17 protein-coding genes are annotated in these 19,107 nt (G+C 64.7%); 6 read left to right on the top strand and 11 right to left on the bottom strand.

Going from position 1 to position 19,107, the window contains the following annotated elements; translation table 11 throughout:
* Positions 1-173: 173 nt before the first annotated feature.
* The 3 genes from U5805_RS20400 to U5805_RS20390 all read right to left on the bottom strand — a co-directional run bounded on the left by U5805_RS20400 (position 174) and on the right by U5805_RS20390 (position 2,047).
* Positions 174-692, bottom strand: coding sequence for a DUF192 domain-containing protein (locus tag U5805_RS20400; protein ID WP_322105302.1), 519 nt, complete (start codon positions 690-692; stop codon positions 174-176).
* Positions 693-884: 192 nt separating this feature from the next.
* On the bottom strand, positions 885-1,094 hold the full coding sequence (locus tag U5805_RS20395) for a hypothetical protein (RefSeq protein ID WP_322105301.1): 210 nt from the start codon (positions 1,092-1,094) through the stop codon (positions 885-887).
* Positions 1,095-1,465: 371 nt separating this feature from the next.
* The gene (locus U5805_RS20390; RefSeq protein WP_322105300.1) at positions 1,466-2,047 is read right to left on the bottom strand and encodes a pseudouridine synthase; all 582 of its coding nucleotides are present in this window, start codon (positions 2,045-2,047) and stop codon (positions 1,466-1,468) included.
* Positions 2,048-2,544: 497 nt separating this feature from the next.
* On the opposite strand from U5805_RS20390, the gene icd reads away from it, so the two are divergent.
* The 3 genes from icd (at position 2,545) to U5805_RS20375 (ending at position 6,139) form a co-directional block, all read left to right on the top strand.
* A complete protein-coding gene (gene icd / locus U5805_RS20385; protein ID WP_322105299.1) occupies positions 2,545-3,798 on the top strand; it encodes an NADP-dependent isocitrate dehydrogenase in 1,254 nt (417 codons plus the stop codon).
* A gap of 124 nt (positions 3,799-3,922) precedes the next feature.
* On the top strand, positions 3,923-4,330 hold the full coding sequence (locus U5805_RS20380; RefSeq protein WP_322105298.1) for a hypothetical protein: 408 nt from the start codon (positions 3,923-3,925) through the stop codon (positions 4,328-4,330).
* Between the two features lie 135 nt (positions 4,331-4,465).
* Entirely contained in the window at positions 4,466-6,139 is a 1,674-nt protein-coding gene (locus U5805_RS20375; protein WP_322105297.1) for a multicopper oxidase family protein, read from the top strand.
* Between the two features lie 160 nt (positions 6,140-6,299).
* Here the strand turns inward: U5805_RS20375 and cspD are convergent, their stop codons facing one another.
* Positions 6,300-6,506, bottom strand: a complete 207-nt coding sequence (cspD, locus tag U5805_RS20370; RefSeq protein WP_017776809.1) for a cold shock domain-containing protein CspD — start codon at positions 6,504-6,506, stop codon at positions 6,300-6,302.
* A gap of 78 nt (positions 6,507-6,584) precedes the next feature.
* Positions 6,585-6,830, bottom strand: a complete 246-nt coding sequence (locus U5805_RS20365) for a hypothetical protein (RefSeq protein WP_322105296.1) — start codon at positions 6,828-6,830, stop codon at positions 6,585-6,587.
* A 281-nt stretch (positions 6,831-7,111) separates the two neighbouring features.
* Between U5805_RS20365 and clpS the strand changes: the two genes are divergently transcribed.
* The 3 genes from clpS (at position 7,112) to U5805_RS20350 (ending at position 11,387) form a co-directional block, all read left to right on the top strand.
* A complete protein-coding gene (gene clpS / locus U5805_RS20360; RefSeq protein WP_027817520.1) occupies positions 7,112-7,426 on the top strand; it encodes an ATP-dependent Clp protease adapter ClpS in 315 nt (104 codons plus the stop codon).
* Positions 7,423-9,723, top strand: coding sequence for an ATP-dependent Clp protease ATP-binding subunit ClpA (gene clpA / locus U5805_RS20355; protein ID WP_322105295.1), 2,301 nt, complete (start codon positions 7,423-7,425; stop codon positions 9,721-9,723). The genes clpS and clpA overlap by 4 nt, the downstream gene beginning before the upstream one ends.
* A 239-nt stretch (positions 9,724-9,962) precedes the next feature.
* Positions 9,963-11,387 (top strand): amino acid permease, encoded by a 1,425-nt coding sequence (locus U5805_RS20350; protein WP_322105294.1) that lies wholly within the window; start codon positions 9,963-9,965, stop codon positions 11,385-11,387.
* 95 nt (positions 11,388-11,482) lie between these two features.
* Here U5805_RS20350 and dut read toward each other — a convergent pair whose 3' ends face one another.
* The 6 genes from dut to U5805_RS20320 form a co-directional block, all read right to left on the bottom strand.
* Positions 11,483-11,929 (bottom strand): dUTP diphosphatase, encoded by a 447-nt coding sequence (gene dut, locus U5805_RS20345; protein ID WP_322105293.1) that lies wholly within the window; start codon positions 11,927-11,929, stop codon positions 11,483-11,485.
* A 13-nt stretch (positions 11,930-11,942) separates the two neighbouring features.
* Positions 11,943-12,950: an LLM class flavin-dependent oxidoreductase gene (locus tag U5805_RS20340; protein ID WP_322105292.1), complete on the bottom strand. Its 1,008-nt coding sequence runs from the start codon at positions 12,948-12,950 to the stop codon at positions 11,943-11,945.
* Positions 12,951-13,007: 57 nt separating this feature from the next.
* Positions 13,008-14,231, bottom strand: coding sequence for a bifunctional phosphopantothenoylcysteine decarboxylase/phosphopantothenate--cysteine ligase CoaBC (coaBC, locus tag U5805_RS20335; protein WP_322105313.1), 1,224 nt, complete (start codon positions 14,229-14,231; stop codon positions 13,008-13,010).
* Between the two features lie 242 nt (positions 14,232-14,473).
* A complete protein-coding gene (gene lspA / locus U5805_RS20330) occupies positions 14,474-14,998 on the bottom strand; it encodes a signal peptidase II (protein WP_322105291.1) in 525 nt (174 codons plus the stop codon).
* Positions 14,998-17,859 carry an isoleucine--tRNA ligase gene (gene ileS / locus U5805_RS20325; protein ID WP_322105290.1) on the bottom strand — a complete coding sequence of 954 codons (2,862 nt, stop codon included), beginning with the start codon at positions 17,857-17,859 and terminating at the stop codon, positions 14,998-15,000. Before ileS ends, lspA begins: the two co-directional genes overlap by 1 nt.
* 136 nt (positions 17,860-17,995) lie before the next feature.
* Positions 17,996-18,991 carry a bifunctional riboflavin kinase/FAD synthetase gene (locus U5805_RS20320; RefSeq protein WP_322105289.1) on the bottom strand — a complete coding sequence of 332 codons (996 nt, stop codon included), beginning with the start codon at positions 18,989-18,991 and terminating at the stop codon, positions 17,996-17,998.
* Between the last annotated feature and the right edge of the window lie 116 nt (positions 18,992-19,107).

Here is a 19,107-nt window from a genome sequence, read left to right as displayed (position 1 = left end):
GCGGCTTTTGCTGGCGCGCCGCCGCCGCGGGCCTTGCAGGAAGGCGCGCGCGCTGTGCGTCTGCCCGCGTGCGCGGCGCGCGCATGAAAAAAGCCGGCGCCGCGTGAAAGCGGGGCCGGCCGGGCGTAGGGCTCGATGCGTCGCGCGGCGCGCGCGCCGTCGTGGCGATTGCGCTATTGCAGCGGCGGCAAGCCTTGAATCTTCGTGCCGGGCTTGATGCCCTTCGACGTGAACCAGCCCTTGCTCATTTCGAGCGCGTAGGTGCCGTTGTTGCGCGGGCAGTGGTTGTTGGTCGTTTCGGCGTCCATCTCGTCGATGTCGGTCACGGTGCCGTCGGCGCGCATGAAGGCGATCGACAGCGGGATCAGCGTGTTCTTCATCCAGAAGCAATGCACGGCGTTCTCGCCGAACACGAACAACATGCCTTCGTTCGGCGCGAGTTGCGTGCGGTACATCAGACCTTGTTCGCGGTCGGCGTCGTTGGCGGCCACGGCCGCGTCGATCACGAACATGCCGGCCGTGAGCTTCACGCGCGGAAATTCGCCGGGCTGTTTCGCGCCGGGCGGCATTTGCTGTGCATGGGCGACGCCCGACGTCGCGGCGGTGGCGAACGTGAAGGCCGCGCAAGCGGCAAGCGGCATCGCGACGGCGAGCGCGCAGCGCACGATGAACGGGCGCAGTGAAAATCGCACGAGAGACTCCTTGCTTGAGAGTAATGCGCGCATGTTACGCGACCAGGATGACGCAGGTCAAAATGCGCGAAATCGAATCAACCGCAAAAAGAGCGCATAAACAAAAAGGCAGAACGCCTTGCAGCGTTCTGCCTTTTATCGCGCAACAGAAGCGGCAGTGAATGCCGTTTCCCGAAGCGTCTTACAGCGAGCTTACTCCGAAGCTGCCGAAGCGGCTTCAGCCTTGGCTGCCTTCTTGTGCGACTTCTTATGCGACTTCTTGTGCGACGACTTGTGTGCCGTCGAATGTGCCGTCGATGCAGCAGCAGCCGGAGCAGCCGAAGCCGCTTCCGGTGCCGAAGCTTGTGCGAAAGCAGCCGATGCGAAGAGGCCAGCGACCAGAGCAGCGATCAGTTTGTTCATGTTTTGAATCCTCAGCTTGAGTAAATTAACCAAGTGACCCGGTTATTGGAGTCAGGTCGGTAAACGTGCCATCCACCTTTCGGTTGACAGTCGCGAACGTCAAATTCGGTCAATTCGACAAGAACGGCTCGAAGTGGCGAATCGCATCTGCCAGCGGTCGGGACCGTGCATTACTGCGAGGACCCTGAAGGCTGAATGCCGGATAGCTTCTGCGGCATCTGCGTCGAATAACGCATGGTCCCGTAAGACGGTTGACGCGAATTTCTCATTTGCTTTTCAATGGCGCGCCGCTGAAAGCTTTCGCGCCGCGCACGCCGCCGAAAAGGCGTCGGCAGAAGTCGCGAAGAAAATAAAAAGTGCTTCTGCGACAGTCACTTGTGTCGACGAGGCGCGCGTTGCCACGGTGCTTCGGCGGGCACGTCCAGGCTTTCGCCGGGCGCGAGACCCAACGAAAAAATATCGAGCGCGCCGATCGAAACCCGCACGAGACGCAGCGTGGGATAGCCGATGGCGGCGGTCATGCGCCGCACCTGGCGGTTCTTGCCTTCGCTGATGGCGATCTCGACCCACGCGGTCGGAATCGAAGCGCGATAGCGAATCGGCGGATTGCGCGGCCACAAGTTTTCCGGCGCGGCGATGACCTGCGCGCGACACGGTTGTGTCACGAAATCGCCGAGATCGACGCCGCGTTCGAGCGCCGCGAGTGCGGCGGCATCGGGTTCGCCTTCGACTTGCGCCCAATAGCGTTTCACGAGCTTGCGGCGCGGTTCGGCGATGCGCGCCTGCAAGGCGCCGTCGTCGGTGAGCAGCAGCAGGCCTTCGCTGTCGGAATCGAGCCGCCCCGCCGGATAAACGCCCGGCACGCTCACGAAGTCCGCGAGCGACTGCCGCGTTTCGTGCGGCGAGAACTGGCAGATCGTGCCGAACGGTTTGTTGAGGGCGATCAAGCGCATGGCGGAATCCGGGGCGTGCGTGAAACGGGATGGAGGCGAGGGCGTGATCTTAAAGCATGGAGCCGGCGCGAAATCCCGCGCGAATCGCGCGTTGTTCGTCGTCGGCTCAACGCTTGTCCATGACATATGAGATGTTTTAGCCGGCATCGCGCGGCGGCGGCGATGCCGCAACGCAGCATTTTCGGCCGATGCCACCGAGAGCGGGCGCGCGAGGTTCGGGCAGTGGCGAAACGTGGCGCGGACATAGGACATGAGCAGGACAGAAGCGGGACAAAAGCGGGATAAACGCGGCAGAAGGGTGGCATAAGGGCGACACAAAAGCGGCACAAAAGCGGGGACGGCTCGCGCGGAGGCCCGCCACGCGGCGCGGAAAGCGTGGTTAGAATAGCGGCCAGATCACACGCGGACGGCCCGTCGCGCGCGCCCAAGACCGCCGAGCAGCGCCGACCTGCCTCTTCAGTCCGCCTTCGCAGCCTTTGCCCTTATTGGAGTCGATCATGCCGTATCAGCACATCAAGGTTCCGACCGGCGGTGAAAAGATCACCGTCAACGCGGATTTTTCGCTCAACGTCTCCGATCAGCCAATCATCCCGTTTATCGAAGGCGACGGCACGGGCGTCGACATCACGCCGGTCATGATCAAGGTGGTCGATGCGTCGGTGGCGAAGGCCTACGGCGGCAAGCGCAAGATTCACTGGATGGAAATCTTCGCGGGCGAGAAGGCCACGCGCGTGTACGGACCGAGCGTGTGGATGCCCGAGGAAACGCTCGATGCGGTGAAGGAATACGTGGTCTCGATCAAGGGGCCGCTCACGACGCCGGTGGGCGGCGGCATCCGCTCGCTCAACGTGACGCTGCGCCAGACGCTCGATCTCTACGTGTGCCTGCGCCCGGTGCGTTACTTCAAGGGCGTGCCTTCGCCGCTGCGCGAGCCGGAAAAGACCGACATGGTGATCTTCCGCGAGAACTCCGAGGACATCTACGCGGGTGTCGAATGGCCCGCCGGGTCGGAAGGCGCGAAGAAGCTCATCACGTTTCTGCGCGAGGAAATGGGCGCGAAAATCCGCTTCCCGGGAACCTCGGGCATCGGCGTGAAGCCGGTGTCGCGCGAAGGCTCGGAGCGGCTCGTGCGCAAGGCGATCCAGTACGCGATCGACAACGAGCGCCGCTCGGTCACGCTCGTCCACAAGGGCAACATCATGAAGTTCACGGAAGGCGCGTTCCGCGACTACGGCTACGCGCTGGCGCAGAAGGAATTCGCGGCGGAACTCATCGACGACGGCCCGTGGATGAAGATCAAGAACCCCAGGACGGGCGCCGATATCGTCGTGAAGGACGTGATCGCCGATGCGTTCCTTCAGCAGATCCTGCAACGCCCGGCGGAGTACGACGTGATCGCCACGCTGAACCTCAACGGCGACTACATCTCCGACGCGGCGGCGGCGCAAGTGGGCGGCATGGGTATCGCACCGGGCGCGAATCTTTCGGATTCCGTAGCGATTTTCGAGGCAACGCACGGCACGGCGCCCAAATATGCGGGCAAGGACTATGTGAATCCGGGCTCGGAAATTCTTTCGGCGGAAATGATGCTGCGCCATCTCGGCTGGACGGAAGCGGCGGACCTCATCATCGAGTCGATGGAAAAGTCGATTCAGCAAAAACGCGTGACCTACGACTTCGCGCGCTTGATGGAAGGCGCGACGCAGGTTTCGTGTTCCGGCTTCGGTCAGACCATGATCGACAATATGTAATTTCGTTGCCTGAAAACCCGGCGGCTCGACGGTCGCCGGGTTTTTGTTTTTGGCAGTTATTCAGGATGCCGAATCAGTTAATTTTCTCGCGGCGCAAATTGGCCGTTACGATTCATGTACCGTTGTGCGCTATCATCAGGCACTTTCGCTGCCCGCGCTTTTTCTCCGCCGCATGACGCTCCTGTGCCGCTTCTTCGTCGTTTGCCTGTTCGCGCTCTTTGCGGTGCGCGGCGCGTCGGCGTGCGAGTCGATGCCGCATCGGCAGACTGCGGGCGCGCACGTCATGCCGATGACAAGCGCGCCGTGCGCGATGGCGGGCGATGCCGGTCACGGCTCGCACGGCGGCAACTGCTCGCACAGCGGCAACTGCCATGCAAGTTGCTGCGCCGCCGGTTGCGGCCATTGCGGCGCGTTGCCGGCTACCCTCGGGTTCGACATGCGCATGCCGGGCCGCGCGGCATCGGGCAGCCTGGACGTCGCGCTGCGCGCCGGCATCACGCACGCGCCGCCTCTCCCTCCTCCTATCGTCTGATCGCGGCCGCGTCTTGCGGCGCGGCCCGGTTTATCCCCAGCACTTCGCGCGCGAGAACACGCGGCGAAGCGAGGGATCGCATGCGCATCGTGCGATCTGGCGGATCAGGCAGAAAGAGAATCGAGGAATCCAGCAATGAAACGAAGAGAATTTTTGGCGCGCGCCATGAGTGCCGCGGCGGCGTCGTGGTTCGCGCGCGAGGCGTTCGCGCAATCGCCGCGAGAAACCATGCACGGCATGCAAGCGATGCCGGGCATGTCCCCGGCGCCGGCGGCCGCGATGCCGGCGCAGGCGCCGTTAGCCGCCGTCGACGCGTTGCCCGCCGAAGCGCCGCTCGCCGCGCTGCGCACGCTCGCCAACGAAAGCCGCGAGCCGGGCCGGTTTCGCGCAACGCTGGTCGCGCAACCCGTCGCGCGTGCGCTGCTCGCGGGCGCGGCGCCGACCACGTTCTGGCAATACGACGCGGCAGCGGGGCCGGGCGATACGTCCGGTCCCGTCATCGGTCCGATGATCGACGTGCGCGAAGGCGATACGGTCGAGATCACGTTTGCGAACCGGCTCGCGCAGCCGTCGACGATTCACTGGCACGGCCTGCCCGTGCCGCCCGATCAGGACGGCAATCCGTCGAACATGGTCGCGCCCGGCGAGCAGCGCGTGTACCGGTTCACCTTGCCGGCCGGCAGCGCGGGCACTTACTGGTATCACCCGCATCCGCACATGCTGAGCGCCGAGCAGGTGTTTCGCGGGCTGGCGGGGCCGATCGTCGTGCGCGCCGCGGACGATCCGCTTGCCGCGTGGTCCGAGCGTCATCTGTTCGTGAGCGATCTGAAGCTTGCCGCCGACGGCACGATTCCCGCCAACAGCATGATGGACTGGATGAACGGCCGCGAAGGTCAGTTCGTGCTCCTGAACGGTGCGCGCGAGCCGCTGATCGAAGTCGCGGGTGACGAACGCTGGCGAGTGTGGAACGGCTGCAACGCGCGCTATCTGCAACTCGCGTTCGACGACGGCCGCGCGTTCGCGCAGGTCGGCACGGACGGCGGTCTGCTCGGTGCGCCGCGCGAGAACATCACGTCGCTGCTGCTTGCGCCGGGCGAGCGCGCCGAGCTGATCGTGCGTGCGCAACCGGCCGGCGCGCCGGCGTCGCAGGTGTCGCTCGTGGCCGCGCAATACGATCGCCGCAAGATGGCGATGTCGCACGGCAGCCTGCCCGCCACGCCCACGCAAAAGCTGGCGACCGTGCGATTCGCGCGCACGACGGAAGCAATGAACGATGCCAGCGGTGCGAGCGGCGCGAAAGCGGAACCTCTAGCGTTGCCATTGCGTTTGCGTACGATCGCGCCCCTTGTTTCGACGGCGCAAACGACGGCTGACGCGCCGGCGAAAACCGCGCGCAAAACCGTGGTATTCAGCGAGGCGATGGATATGCATGCGATGCACCAGCCGGGTGCGTCCGCACTGCCGATGCCCCGCGGCATGCAGTTCATGGTGAACGGCGCGACCTTCGATCCGGCGCGCGTGACGTTCGCGAGCCGGCGCGGCGAAGTGGAACGATGGGCGATCGAGAATCGCACGGACATGGATCATCCGTTCCATCTGCACGGCACGCAGTTTCAGGTGCTGGCGCGCGAGGAGGGCGGCAGCGTGAGCGAGGAGCCGCTATTGGCGTGGCGCGACACGGTCAACGTGCGGCCCGGCGAGACGGTTCACATCGCGACCGTTCAGCGCGATGCCGGCGAGCGCATGTTCCATTGCCATATTCTCGAACACGAGGATCTCGGCATGATGGGCATCGTGCGCGTGACGTGAACTCGCGGCATGGTGGCGCAAGCGAGCGCCGGCAACGCACAAGCGAGACGCGCAAACCGCTACCGCGCCGGCAATGAAAAGCCGATGAAAGCGCGGATGCCGCGCACAAAAAAAGAAACCCGGCCGGAGCCGGGTTTCCAAGGTACGGGTACCGAACGGATCAGGCGGCAGCCTGAATGTTCGATGCCTGTTTACCCTTCGGGCCTTGCACGACCTCGAAGCTCACCTTCTGACCTTCTTTGAGGGTCTTGAAACCATTCATCTGAATGGCCGAAAAGTGAGCGAACAGGTCCTCACCGCCTTCGTCCGGCGTAATGAACCCGAAACCCTTCGCGTCGTTGAACCACTTGACCGTACCGGTTGCCATACCTACTTCCCCTGTAACTCATGTCACTACCACGAGCAGTTCGAAAAGCTAAACGATCGCGGCGCGATCGCCCCCTCCTCACAAGCTCACCAACGGCATTTTTTCGAATTTGAGGCGGTTGAAAAAAGTGCCAGCTTGATTGTTGAGGCTCTTTATTCCGCTGTCAAGAATATTTTGAGACGCCTTCCGACGCGTTGTAAAGAGCGCATTTCCAGGGTTTTTCCCGCTTTTCGCAGCGGCTGGCCGCAGGTGCGCGATGGATTTCATTCCGATGCCCGCGCCAATGAGCGAGGTATCTTGAAAAGTCGCATAATCGACGCACATGGGATGCACCGCAGCACGAAATCTGAGATGGAGCGTGCGGACGCCTACAGTCGCTTTCCACGGCGACGCCAAGGTTGTGCGATACTCGATTCAACGGTGGCGTGAAAGCTGCTCAGAGCATGATGCGAACCGGCCCCGCAGCCGGTCGGCAGGACCGGAACGGTTGGGAGGCGCGTGAATTGCTTAGGCAACGACGCAGCGCGAAAAGCGCCGGACTCGCCGGCTGTCCGGTCGGGTTTCGGCAGGATTGCGGGCCTGTCCGAGTTGTTTAGAATGGGTGTATGGCGATTATCCCGGACAAGCAGGATTCAACCGTACTGGAGCGGCAGGAGCACAAGGTCAAACCGCCCTCCATGTACAAGGTCGTGCTGATGAACGACGACTACACGCCGATGGAATTCGTCGTGATGGTCGTGCAGGAGTATTTCAATAAGGACCGCGAAACCGCAACGCAGATCATGTTGAAGGTGCATCGCGAGGGCAGGGGAGTTTGTGGGGTCTATACGCGGGACATCGCGTCGACCAAGGTTGAGCAAGTCGTTACCCACGCACGGCAGGCCGGGCATCCGCTGCAGTGTGTGATGGAGGAAGCATGATTGCCCAGGAACTGGAAGTCAGCCTGCACATGGCGTTCATGGAAGCACGTCAGGCGCGGCACGAGTTCATCACAGTAGAGCATCTGCTCCTGGCGCTGTTGGACAATCCAACGGCGGCGGAAGTGCTGCGCGCGTGTGCCGCCAATATCGAAGACCTGCGTCAGAACTTGCGCAACTTCATTCACGACAACACCCCCACGGTCCCCGGCACGGATGACGTCGATACCCAACCGACGCTCGGGTTCCAGCGTGTGATCCAGCGCGCGATCATGCATGTGCAGTCCACGTCGAATGGCAAGAAGGAAGTCACGGGCGCGAACGTGCTCGTCGCCATCTTCGGCGAGAAGGATTCGCATGCGGTCTACTACCTGCAACAGCAGGGCGTGACGCGTCTGGACGTGGTGAATTTCATTTCGCACGGCATCGCGAAGACGAGCAGCGGCGAAGCCGCCAAGGCCAGCGACGCGAACGCCGAGGCGGAAGACGCGGCAGGCCAGAAGGAAACGCCGCTCGCGCAGTTCACGCAGAACCTGAACCAGATGGCGAAGGACGGCCGCATCGACCCGCTCATCGGCCGGGAGATGGAAGTCGAGCGTGTCGTGCAGGTGCTGTGCCGCCGCCGCAAGAACAATCCGCTGCTCGTGGGCGAAGCCGGCGTGGGCAAGACCGCGATCGCGGAAGGGCTCGCCTGGCGCATCACGCGCGGCGAAGTGCCGGACATTCTGGCCGACGCGCAGGTGTATTCGCTCGACATGGGCGCGCTGCTCGCGGGCACGAAATACCGCGGCGACTTCGAGCAGCGTCTCAAGACGGTGCTGAAGGAGCTGAAGGAGCGTCCGCACGCCATTCTGTTCATCGACGAAATCCATACGCTGATCGGCGCGGGCGCCGCTTCGGGCGGCACGCTCGACGCGTCCAACCTGCTGAAGCCGGCGCTTTCGTCGGGCACGCTCAAGTGCATCGGCGCGACCACGTTCACGGAGTATCGCGGCATCTTCGAGAAAGACGCGGCGCTGTCGCGGCGTTTCCAGAAGGTCGACGTGATCGAGCCGACGGTCGAGCAGACCGTGGCGATCCTGCGCGGTCTCAAGTCGCGCTTCGAGGAGCATCACGGCGTGAAGTATTCGTCGGGCGCGCTCAACGCGGCGGCTGAACTCTCGGCGCGTTTCATCACGGATCGCCACTTGCCGGACAAGGCCATCGACGTGATCGACGAAGCGGGCGCGGCGCAGCGCATTCTGCCGAAGTCGAAGCAGAAGAAAACCATCGGCAAGAGCGAGATCGAAGAGATCATTTCGAAGATCGCGCGCGTGCCGGCGCAAAGCGTCTCGCAGGACGACCGCAGCAAGCTGCAAACGCTGGACCGCGACCTCAAGGCCGTCGTGTTCGGCCAGGACCCCGCCATCGACGCGCTTTCCGCTTCGATCAAGATGGCGCGCGCGGGTCTCGGCAAAACCGACAAGCCGATCGGCGCGTTCCTGTTCTCCGGCCCGACGGGCGTCGGCAAGACCGAAGTGGCGCGGCAACTCGCGTTCACGCTCGGCATCGAGCTGATCCGCTTCGACATGTCCGAGTACATGGAGCGTCACGCGGTGAGCCGTTTGATCGGCGCGCCGCCGGGTTATGTCGGGTTCGATCAGGGCGGCCTCCTCACCGAAGCCGTCACGAAGAAGCCGCACTGCGTGCTGCTGCTCGACGAAATCGAGAAGGCGCATCCGGACATCTTCAACGTGCTGCTGCAAGTGATGGACCATGGCACGCTGACCGACAACAACGGCCGCAAGGCGGATTTTCGCAACGTCATCATCATCATGACGACGAACGCGGGCGCCGAGGCAATGAACAAGTCGACGATCGGTTTCACCACGCGCCGCGAGCAAGGCGACGAAATGGCCGACATCAAGCGCCTGTTCACGCCGGAGTTCCGCAACCGGCTCGATTCGACGATCAGCTTCCGTGCGCTCGATGAGGAAATCATCATGCGCGTGGTCGACAAGTTCCTCATGCAGCTCGAGGATCAACTGCACGAGAAGAAGGTCGACGCGCTTTTCACCGACGCGCTGCGCAAGCATCTCGCGAAGCACGGCTTCGACCCGCTCATGGGCGCGCGACCGATGCAACGCCTGATCCAGGACACGATCCGCCGTGCGCTCGCCGACGAACTGCTGTTCGGCAAGCTCATGAGCGGCGGCCGCGTGACCGTGGACGTCGATGCGGAGGACAAGATCCAGCTCACGTTCGACGAGAACTCGGCGCCGCCGCGCAATCCGAATCCGGAAGCGGTGGAAGTGGATTGAGTCTGCCGGCCTGATCGGCACGCAAACGGCGCAGTCTTTCGGGACTGCGCCGTTTTTCTTTGCGTGCGGGCTTCGCGTGCTAATCGCGCCGCGCGTCACCTGCGGGGGCGAGTCGCCCGGCGTTCGTCTGCGCCTCGCGGGGAAGTTAAAATGCGCGTTTGTCTCGCGAGTCGTGGATGCTTCGCGCGCGAATCCGCGCGCGCCGCGGGACCGTATTCGCATGAAGCAGGGGTGGAATCGTGGTACGACGTGAATCGGGCAACCTTCAGGCGGGAAACTTCGAAGCCGGCGCATTCGAGACGATAGTCGAGCGTGAAAGAGGATTGCGCCGCGGGCTGTCCGCCGGGCAAATGACGATGATCGCCATTGGCGGCGCGGTCGGCACCGGTTTGTTTCTGGGCAGCGGGTTTGCCATCGGTTTCGCGGGGCCGGGCGTGCTGGTCTCGTATGCCATCGGCGCGCTGATCGCCTTGCTGCTGATGGGCGCGCTCGCCGAGATGACGGTGGCGCATCCCACCTCGGGCTCGTTCGGCGCGTACGCGGAGCACTACATCGGGCCGCTCGCGGGGTTTCTCGTGCGCTATGCGTACTGGTCGGCCTATGTGCTGGCCGTGGGCACCGAAGTCGCGGCCATCGCCGTCTACATGAAGTTCTGGTTTCCGCAGGTGCCGGGGCTGTACTGGATCGTCGGTTTTTCGGCGGCGCTCATTGCCGTGAACGCGATGAGCGTGCGCGCGTACGGCACGATCGAATATCTCTTTTCGAGCCTGAAGATCGCGGCCATCGTCGCGTTCATCGTGCTCGGCGCGTGGTTCGTGTGGCGCGCTCCGGCAAGCTCGGGCGTGGGCGTCGCCAACTACAGCGCGCACGGCGGCTTCTTCCCGAAAGGCTGGTGGGGCGTTTGGGTGGGCACGATCGTTTCGCTGTTCAGCTACCTCGGCGTGGAAACCATTGCCGTGGCCGCTGCGGAAGCGCAGGACCCGGCGCGCGCCGTCACGCGCGCGTTTCGCGCGACCGTGCTGCGCCTCGTGCTCTTTTACCTGCTGACGCTCGCGCTCATGCTCGCGATCGTGCCGTGGACCGAAGCGGGCGGCAACGAGAGCCCGTTCGTCAAGGTGATGGCCGAAACCGGCGTGCCGTACGCGGCAGGCGCGATCAATTTCATCGTGCTGGTGGCCGCGCTTTCCGCGATGAACAGCCAGCTCTATATCACCACGCGCATGATGTTCAGCCTCTCGCGCGCGGGTTACGCGCCCGCCGTGTTCGGCCGCCTCACGCGCCAGGGCGTGCCCACGGCGGCGCTCTCGCTTTCGACCATCGGTATTGCCGTGTCGGCGGTGCTCAACGCGCTCTGGCCGCAAGCGGCGTTCACGCTGATGATGTCGATCGCCATGTTCGGCGCGATGTTCACCTGGCTCATGATTTTCGTCACGCAGATTTTCTTCCGCGTGCGCCAGCAGCGCGAAGGCCGCGAGCCGCTGACGTTCCGCATGTGGGGTTTTCCGTTCACGAGCGTGCTGGGCGCCACCCTGATGCTGGGCATTCTGGCGGGGACGGCGTTCACGCGCGAGTTTCGCACGACGCTTGCCTACGGCGTCGCGTTTCTCGTGCTGCTCGTGATTGCGTACGCGCTTTGGTATCGCAAACGCGTGGCGTCGGAGTGAGGTCGGAGTGAGGTCGGCGTGAGAAGCGCGCTACGTCAGAAGCAAAAAAGCCTGCTTTTCAGCAGGCTTTTTCGTTCAGGCAAAGGATCGGCGAATCAATGCTTGCCCGTGCTGCCGAAGCCGCCCGCGCCGCGAACGCTTGCCGGAAATTCGTCGACGATATTGAACTGCGCCTGCACGACCGGCACGATCACCAGTTGCGCGAGCCGTTCGAGCGGATTGAGCGTGAACGTCGTCGCGCCGCGATTCCACGTGGAAATCATCAGTTCTCCCTGGTAATCGGAGTCGATCAGGCCGACCAGATTGCCGAGCACGATGCCGTGCTTGTGGCCGAGTCCCGAACGCGGCAGGATCAGCGCGGCGTAGCCCGGATCGGCAACGTGGATCGCGAGGCCCGTCGGGATCAGCTTCGTTTCGCCCGGTTCGAGGGTGAGCGGCGCTTCGAGGCACGCGCGCAGGTCGAGGCCGGCGCTGCCCGGCGTGGCGTAATGGGGCAACTGGTCGCGCATGCGCTCGTTGAGGATCTTGATGTCGATTTTCATGGGAAGTGTGGGTTTAGATTGAGCGAGGCAACTGGAAGGCCTCGGCGAGAAGTTCGTAGGAGCGCAGCCGCGCCCGGTAGCTGCCCGCGACGCTCAGCACGATCAGCTCGTCGGCCTGAAAGCGTTCCTGCAAGTCGAGCAGGCGTTCGGCCACGCTTTCCGGCGTGCCGATCACGCTGCGCGGTTTTTCGCGGTCGATGACGATTTGCTCGCGTTCGCCGTATTCCTGCGCGCGGCCTTGCTCGAGGCTGGGCACCGGCGCGTTGAGGCCGTAAGCCATTTGCACGCGGCGCAGGTCGACGGCCTTTTCGAGGTCGGCGGCTTCGGCTTCGGTATCGGCGCAAATCGCGAACACGGCGCACGCGAGATACGGCTTCGCTTCGCGCGTGGGCTGAAAGCGCTCGCGATACGCGTTGGCGACGAGATGGCCGAAATGCGCGTTGATGAAATGCGCGAACGCGAAGCGCAGCCCGAGTTGCGCCGCGAGCAGGCCGCCGAAGTCGCTGGAGCCGAGCACCCAAAGCTCGGGCCGCGTGGCGATTTGCGGCTGGAGCACGACGCCGCTGGCGAGATGATCGGCGGGCAGCGTGCCGTCCATCAAGCCGACGAGATCCTGCACCTGCTGCGCGAACTGGTCGCCGCGATTGTATTCGCCTTGCGCGACCGCTTGCGCCGTGCGCATGTCGCCGCCGGGGGCGCGCCCGACGCCCAGATCGACGCGTCCCGGAAACAGCGCTTCGAGCATCATGAATTGCTCGGCCACCTTGAACGGGCTGTAGTAGGGCAGCATGACGCCGCCCGAGCCGATGCGGATGCGTTTGGTCACGCTGCCGAGGCGCGCGAGCATGACTTCGGGGCAGGGATTGCAGACGCCGAGCAGGCCGTGGTGCTCCGCGCACCAGTAGCGCGTGTAGCCGAGGTCGTCGGCGAGCTGGGCGAGCTCGACGGTGGCGGCGACGGCGTCAGCCGCCGTGTGCCCGTCGATCACGGGCGACTGGTCCAGCACGGATAGCAGTGTCATGGCGGCGGCTCCGGGGAGGCGTGCGCGTCGCCCGGCGCGTTCAGGCGCCGGACGACGTCACGAAATGATGCTCGTGTCGGGCAGGCGTCGCGCGATCTCGGCGATGAGCGTTTGCGCGAGCGCCGCCTTGGGCGCGCGCGGCAGCGGCGTGCGGCCGCCGGCTTCGAACAGCACGACTTCGTTGTCGTCGCGGCCGAACGTGAGCGGTCCGAGATTGCCGATCAGAAGCGGCACCTTCTTGCGCGCGCGCTTTTCTTCGCCGTGCACGTCGAGGTCGCCGCTTTCGGCCGCGAACCCCACGCAGTACGGCGGGTTCGGCATGGCCGCGACCGAGGCGAGAATGTCGGGGTTTTCGACGAAGGCGAAGGCGGGCATGCGCTGCTCCGCCGTCTTCTTGATCTTGTGCTCGGCCACGTGATCCACGCGCCAGTCGGCCACGGCCGCCACGCCGATGAACACGTCGGCGTCGGCGGCGCCGCGCATCACCGCGTCGTACATCTGCTGTGCCGTTTGCACGTCCTCGCGGTACACGCCCCAGGGCGTGGCGAGCGCGACCGGCCCGGCGACCAGATGCACTTCGGCGCCGGCCTGCTGCGCGGCGCGCGCGAGCGCGAAACCCATCTTGCCGCTCGAACGGTTGGTGATGCCGCGCACGGGGTCGAGCGGCTCGAAGGTGGGGCCGGCGGTGATGAGCAGGCGGCGGCCCGCGAGCAGCTTGGGCGCGAAGAACGCGACGATGGCTTCGTAGATCGCTTCGGGTTCGAGCATACGTCCGTCGCCGATCTCGCCGCACGCCTGCGGGCCGGAATCGGGGCCGAGCGTTTCGACGCCGTCCGCGCGCAGTTGCGCGACGTTGCGCTGCGTGGCGGGGTTTTGCCACATTTGGCGGTTCATCGCGGGCACGACGAGCAGCGGACAGTCGCGCGCGACGCATAGCGTGGAGAGCAGGTCGTCGGCGAATCCGTGCGCCAGCTTGGCGAGAAAGTCGGTGGAGGCGGGCGCGATGAGGATGGCATCTGCTTCGCGCGAGAGGTCGATGTGCGCCATGTTGTTGGGCACGCGGCCGTCCCACTGGCTTGTGTAGACGGGGCGGCCGGAGAGCGCCTGCATGGTCACGGGTGTGATGAATTGCGCGGCGGCTTCGGTCATGACGACCTGCACGGTGGCGCCGGCCTTGGTCAGAAGGCGAGTGAGTTCGGCGATCTTGTAGCAGGCGATGCCGCCGGTCATGCCGAGCACGAGATGCCGGCCGGCGAGTTCGCCTTCGTTTGCAGCGGACATATTCACGACTCTCTCCTTGTCGACCCGAGTTAGCGCTTCAGCGCTTACTCGGGTCCCATGCAAAGCTGTCGACCTGAGTTCGCGCTTCAGCGCTTACTCGGGTCCCATGCACAGCTGTCGACCTGAGTCAGCGCTTTAGCGCTTGGTCGGCTTCCACGCAAAGCTGTCGACCCGAGTTAGCGCTTCAGCGCTTGGTCGGCTTCCACGCAAAACTATCGCCCCGACTTAACGCCTCAGCACAATCAACGCGTGCCGCGCACGCGCCGCAATTCGTCGATCACGAGCAACGCCGCACCAATACAGATCGCGCTGTCGGCGACGTTGAACGCGGGCCAGTGCCATCCGCCCACGTGAAAGTCGAGAAAGTCGATCACGTGGCCGTACATCACGCGGTCGAGCACGTTGCCGAGCGCGCCGCCCATGATGAACGCGAGCGCCGTGCAGAACATGCGCTGCGCCGCATGGCGCTTGAGCAGATAGCCGATGACGAGCGCGGCGACCACGCCGAGCAGCGTGAACGCCCAGCGCTGCCAGCCGCCCGCCGCGGCGAGAAAGCTGAACGCCGCGCCCTTGTTGTAGACGAGCACGAGGTTGAAGAACGACGTGATCTCGCGGCCTTGACCGTAGGCGAACAGCTTGGCGATGGTGATCTTCGTCAGCTGGTCGGCGAGGATCACGATCACGGCCACGCCCAGCCACGGCGCGAGCGTGCCGCCGGTGCCGCCCGCGCGGCCCGAACGCGATTGCTTGGGCAGGGTCTTGGCCATTATGCGGCGCTCCGTTGTTCGCCGTTGCCGAATAGATTCGCCACGCAGCGTCCGCACAGGCCCGGATGCTCCGCGTTCGCGCCCACGTCCTCGCGGTAGTGCCAGCAGCGTTCGCACTTGAGGTACTTCGACGTGACCACTTCCACGGCTTCTTCCGCTTCGCTTGCCACCTTCACGACTTCGGCGTCCGAGGTGATGAGCACGAACTTGAGGTCGTCGCCGAGACTTTGCAGCGCGTCGTAACGCGCGCCGCTCGCAAGAATGCGCACTTCGGCTTGCAGCGACGAACCGATCTGGTTCGCCACACGCGCCTCTTCGAGCGCCTTCGTCACGTTGCCGCGCACTTCGCGCAGGAGCGTCCATTTGGCGATCAGCGCGCCGGCGGCCGCTTCGTCGGCGGCGACGTCGGGGAACGCATGGAACGTTTCCGTGAAGAGGGTTTCGCTGTTCGGCTGGAACACCTTCCACGCCTCCTCGGCCGTGAACGAGAGGAACGGCGCGAGAATGCGCAGCAGGCTGTGCGTGATGTGATGCAGCGCGGTTTGCGCGGCGCGGCGTGCCTTCGAGTCGGGCGCGCTCGTGTAGAGGCGGTCCTTGAGCACGTCGAGATAGAAGCCGCCCATGTCTTCCGAGCAGAACGTTTGCAGCTTCGCCACGACCGGGTGGAACTCGTAGCGGTCGTAGTGCGAGAGCACGTCGTTTTGCAGCGTGTGCGTGAGCGCCACGGCGTAGCGGTCGATTTCCAGCCATTCGCTCGCGGGCAGCGCGTGCTTCTCGAAGTCGAAGTCGGAAAGATTCGCGAGCAAGAAGCGCAGCGTGTTGCGGATACGGCGATAGCCTTCGGTCACGCGCTTGAGAATTTCTTCCGAGATCGCGAGTTCGCCCGAATAGTCGGTCGAGGCGATCCACAAGCGGATGATTTCCGCGCCCAGGCGGTTCGCCACTTCATGCGGATCGACGCCGTTGCCGAGCGACTTCGACATCTTGCGGCCTTCGCCGTCGACGGTGAAGCCGTGCGTGAGCAGCGCGTTGTAGGGCGGGCGGCCGTCCAGCATCGAAGCCGTGAGCAGCGACGAGTGGAACCAGCCGCGATGCTGGTCCGAGCCTTCGAGGTACAGGTCGGCCGGGAATTGCAGTTCGTCCTTGTGCGAGCCGCGCAGCACGTGCCAGTGCGTCGTGCCCGAGTCGAACCAGACGTCGAGCGTGTCGCGGTTCTTCTCGTACAGGTTTGCGTCGTCGCCGATCAGTTCGCGCGCATCGAGCGTTTGCCACGCTTCGATACCGGCCTTCTCCACGCGCTGCGCGACCTCTTCGAGCAATTCGAGCGTGCGCGGATGCAGCTCGCCCGTTTCCTTGTGTACGAAGAACGCCATCGGCACGCCCCATTGGCGCTGCCGCGAGAGCGTCCAGTCCGGGCGGTTGGCGATCATCGAATAGAGGCGCTGCTTGCCCCACGACGGATAGAACGCCGTGGCCTCGATGCCTTCGAGGGCCGTTTCGCGCAGCGTCTTGCCGCCGTCCTTCGGCGTGATGTCCATGCCCGCGAACCACTGCGACGTGGCGCGGTAGATGATCGGCGTCTTGTGGCGCCAGCAGTGCATGTAGCTATGCAGATATTTTTCGCTGCGCAGCAGGGTGCCGGCGGCGTCGAGCGCATCGACGATCTTCGGGTTCGCCGCCCAGATCGACAGGCCGCCGAACAGCGGCAGCGATTCGATGTAGCGGCCGTCGCCCATGACCGGGCTGATGATGTCCGAGTCCGGCATGTTGTGCGCCTTGCACGAGACGAAGTCCTCCACGCCGTAGGCGGGCGCCGAGTGGACGATGCCCGTGCCCGTGTCGATCGTCACGTAGTCGCCGAGATAGATCGGCGAGGTGCGCTGGTAGCCCGGATGCGCCGAGGCGAGCGGATGATGGAATCGCAGGAGCGAGAGCTTTTCGCCCTTCGCCGTGGCGATGACGCTGCCTTGAAGGCCGAAGTCCTTGAGGCAGGCCTCCACGCGCTCGGTCGCGAGAATCAGCAGGCCGCGCGGCGTATCGACGAGCGCATACTCGATTTCCGGATGCACGTTGAGCGCCTGGTTCGACGGAATCGTCCAGGGCGTGGTGGTCCAGATGACGACGCCGCCTTCCTCGCGCGGCAGCGCGGGCAGGCCGAACGCGGCCGCGGTTTCGGCGGGCTGCGCGAACGGGAACAGCACGTCGATGGTCGGATCGGTCTTGTCCTTGTACTCGACTTCGGCTTCCGCCAATGCCGAGCCGCAGTCGAAGCACCAGTTCACCGGCTTGAGGCCGCGGAACACGTAGCCCTTCTCGATGATCTTCGCGAGCGCGCGAATCTCGTTCGCCTCGTTCACGAAATTCATCGTCTTGTACGGGTTGTTCCAGTCGCCGAGCACGCCCAGGCGCTTGAAGCCGACCTTCTGCGTCTCGATCTGGCCGGCCGCGTATTCGCGCGCTTTCTGCATCACTTCCTGGGCGGGCAGCGACTTGCCGAACTGCTTTTCGATCTGGATTTCGATCGGCATGCCGTGGCAGTCCCAGCCCGGCACGTACACGGCGTCGTAGCCCGCGAGATTGCGCGCCTTGACGATCATGTCCTTGAGAATCTTGTTCACCGCGTGGCCGAGGTGGATGTCGCCGTTCGCATACGGCGGGCCGTCGTGCAGGATGAACTTCTTGCGGCCCTTCGAAGCGGCGCGGATCTTCTCGTAGATCTGCTTGTCCTCCCATTCCTTGACCCATTGCGGCTCGCGCTTCGGCAAATCGCCGCGCATGGGGAACGGGGTGTCCAGCAGGTTGACGGGATATTTCGATTCGGACTTCTGCGGCTTGCCGGAAGATGCTTTCTTGTCGCTCATGGTGGGATCACGGTGAATTCGGAGGATGCACGGCGTCAGCGTTGCGGCGATGCCGCGCAACCGTCGCCTCGGGCGCCGCTCGCGTGAAACGCACGCAGCGCCTTTGGGCGGGCGGCCCGCTCGCGCGGGCCGCGGGTCACCTAATTCGGTCGGTGGCCGAGGTGGCGAAGCCGGTGGAGGCGCCGCCGGCCACGTTCGCACCCGCGGCGGCGAACCACGCGCGCGTGTTGGCCACGTCGCGGGCGATCGCGGCGGTGAGCGTTTCGAGGTCGGGATACTTCTCCTCGTCGCGCAGCTTCTTGAGGAACTCCACGCGCACGAGCTTGCCGTAGGCGTCGCCGTGCCAGTCGAGCAGATGCACTTCGAGCAGCACGCGGCCGGAGTCGTCCACGGTCGGGCGCAGGCCGAGGCTCGCCACGCCCGGCAGCGGGCGATCGGCGATGCCATGCACCTGCACGACGAAAATGCCGCTGAGCGCCGGGCGCTTGTGGCCGATCGGCAGGTTCAGCGTGGGAAAGCCGAGGTCGCGGCCGAGCTTCAAACCGTGCGCCACGTGGCCGCTGATCTGGTAGCCGCGCCCGAGCGAGGCGCGCGCGGCGTCCAGGTCGCCCGCCTGCAACTGCGTGCGCACCGCCGAGCTGGAAATGCGCGCGCCCGACGGGTCGGCCACCGTCGCCATCTGCTCGACTTCGAAGCCGTGCTGCTCGCCGGCCGCCTTGAGCGAGGCGAAGTCGCCCGCGCGCTTCGCGCCATAGCGGAAGTCGTCGCCGATCATCATCCAGCGCGCGTGCAGGCCGCCCACGATGATGCGCTCGACGAAGTCGGCCGGCGACTGGCTCGCGAACGTGTGATTGAAATGCTCGACCACCACGCGGTCCACGCCGTTTTCCCGCAGCGCCTCGAGCTTGTCGCGCAGCATGGCGATGCGCGGCGGCGCGCCGGCGGGATTGAAGAACTCGCGCGGGTGCGGCTCGAAGGTCATGACGCAGACGGGCAGCCCGCGCGCGTTCGCGGCTTCGCGCACGCGCGCGAGCAATGCCTGATGGCCGCGGTGGACACCGTCGAAATTGCCGATGGTGAGCGCGCAGGGCGCCCGGCTTTCGGCGTTGGGAAGACCGCGGAAGACTCTCACGATAGCGGAACCTGGAGGAACCTCGAATGGCGCTGGGCCGGGCCGGTCGGTCAGGCGACCGGCGGCGGCGAAACAGAAGATTATAAACGCACGGAACGACGATCGCCGCCGCCGGC

It is taken from the genome of Paraburkholderia sp. J41 (assembly GCF_905220235.1).
Lineage (GTDB): Bacteria > Pseudomonadota > Gammaproteobacteria > Burkholderiales > Burkholderiaceae > Paraburkholderia.
This window is presented reverse-complemented; position numbering and strand designations above follow the sequence as displayed.

Bases quoted from the DNA above. Each gene is read 5' to 3' on its own strand.
- U5805_RS20395 (WP_322105301.1), bottom strand. From the start codon at position 1,094: ATGAACAAACTGATCGCTGCTCTGGTCGCTGGCCTCTTCGCATCGGCT.
- U5805_RS20390 (WP_322105300.1), bottom strand. From the start codon at position 2,047: ATGCGCTTGATCGCCCTCAACAAACCGTTCGGCACGATCTGCCAGTTC.
- icd (WP_322105299.1), top strand. From the start codon at position 2,545: ATGCCGTATCAGCACATCAAGGTTCCGACCGGCGGTGAAAAGATCACC.
- U5805_RS20375 (WP_322105297.1), top strand. From the start codon at position 4,466: ATGAAACGAAGAGAATTTTTGGCGCGCGCCATGAGTGCCGCGGCGGCG.
- cspD (WP_017776809.1), bottom strand. From the start codon at position 6,506: ATGGCAACCGGTACGGTCAAGTGGTTCAACGACGCGAAGGGTTTCGGG.
- U5805_RS20365 (WP_322105296.1), bottom strand. From the start codon at position 6,830: ATGTGCGTCGATTATGCGACTTTTCAAGATACCTCGCTCATTGGCGCG.
- clpS (WP_027817520.1), top strand. From the start codon at position 7,112: ATGGCGATTATCCCGGACAAGCAGGATTCAACCGTACTGGAGCGGCAG.
- clpA (WP_322105295.1), top strand. From the start codon at position 7,423: ATGATTGCCCAGGAACTGGAAGTCAGCCTGCACATGGCGTTCATGGAA.
- dut (WP_322105293.1), bottom strand. From the start codon at position 11,929: ATGAAAATCGACATCAAGATCCTCAACGAGCGCATGCGCGACCAGTTG.
- U5805_RS20340 (WP_322105292.1), bottom strand. From the start codon at position 12,950: ATGACACTGCTATCCGTGCTGGACCAGTCGCCCGTGATCGACGGGCAC.
- coaBC (WP_322105313.1), bottom strand. From the start codon at position 14,231: ATGTCCGCTGCAAACGAAGGCGAACTCGCCGGCCGGCATCTCGTGCTC.
- lspA (WP_322105291.1), bottom strand. From the start codon at position 14,998: ATGGCCAAGACCCTGCCCAAGCAATCGCGTTCGGGCCGCGCGGGCGGC.
- ileS (WP_322105290.1), bottom strand. From the start codon at position 17,859: ATGAGCGACAAGAAAGCATCTTCCGGCAAGCCGCAGAAGTCCGAATCG.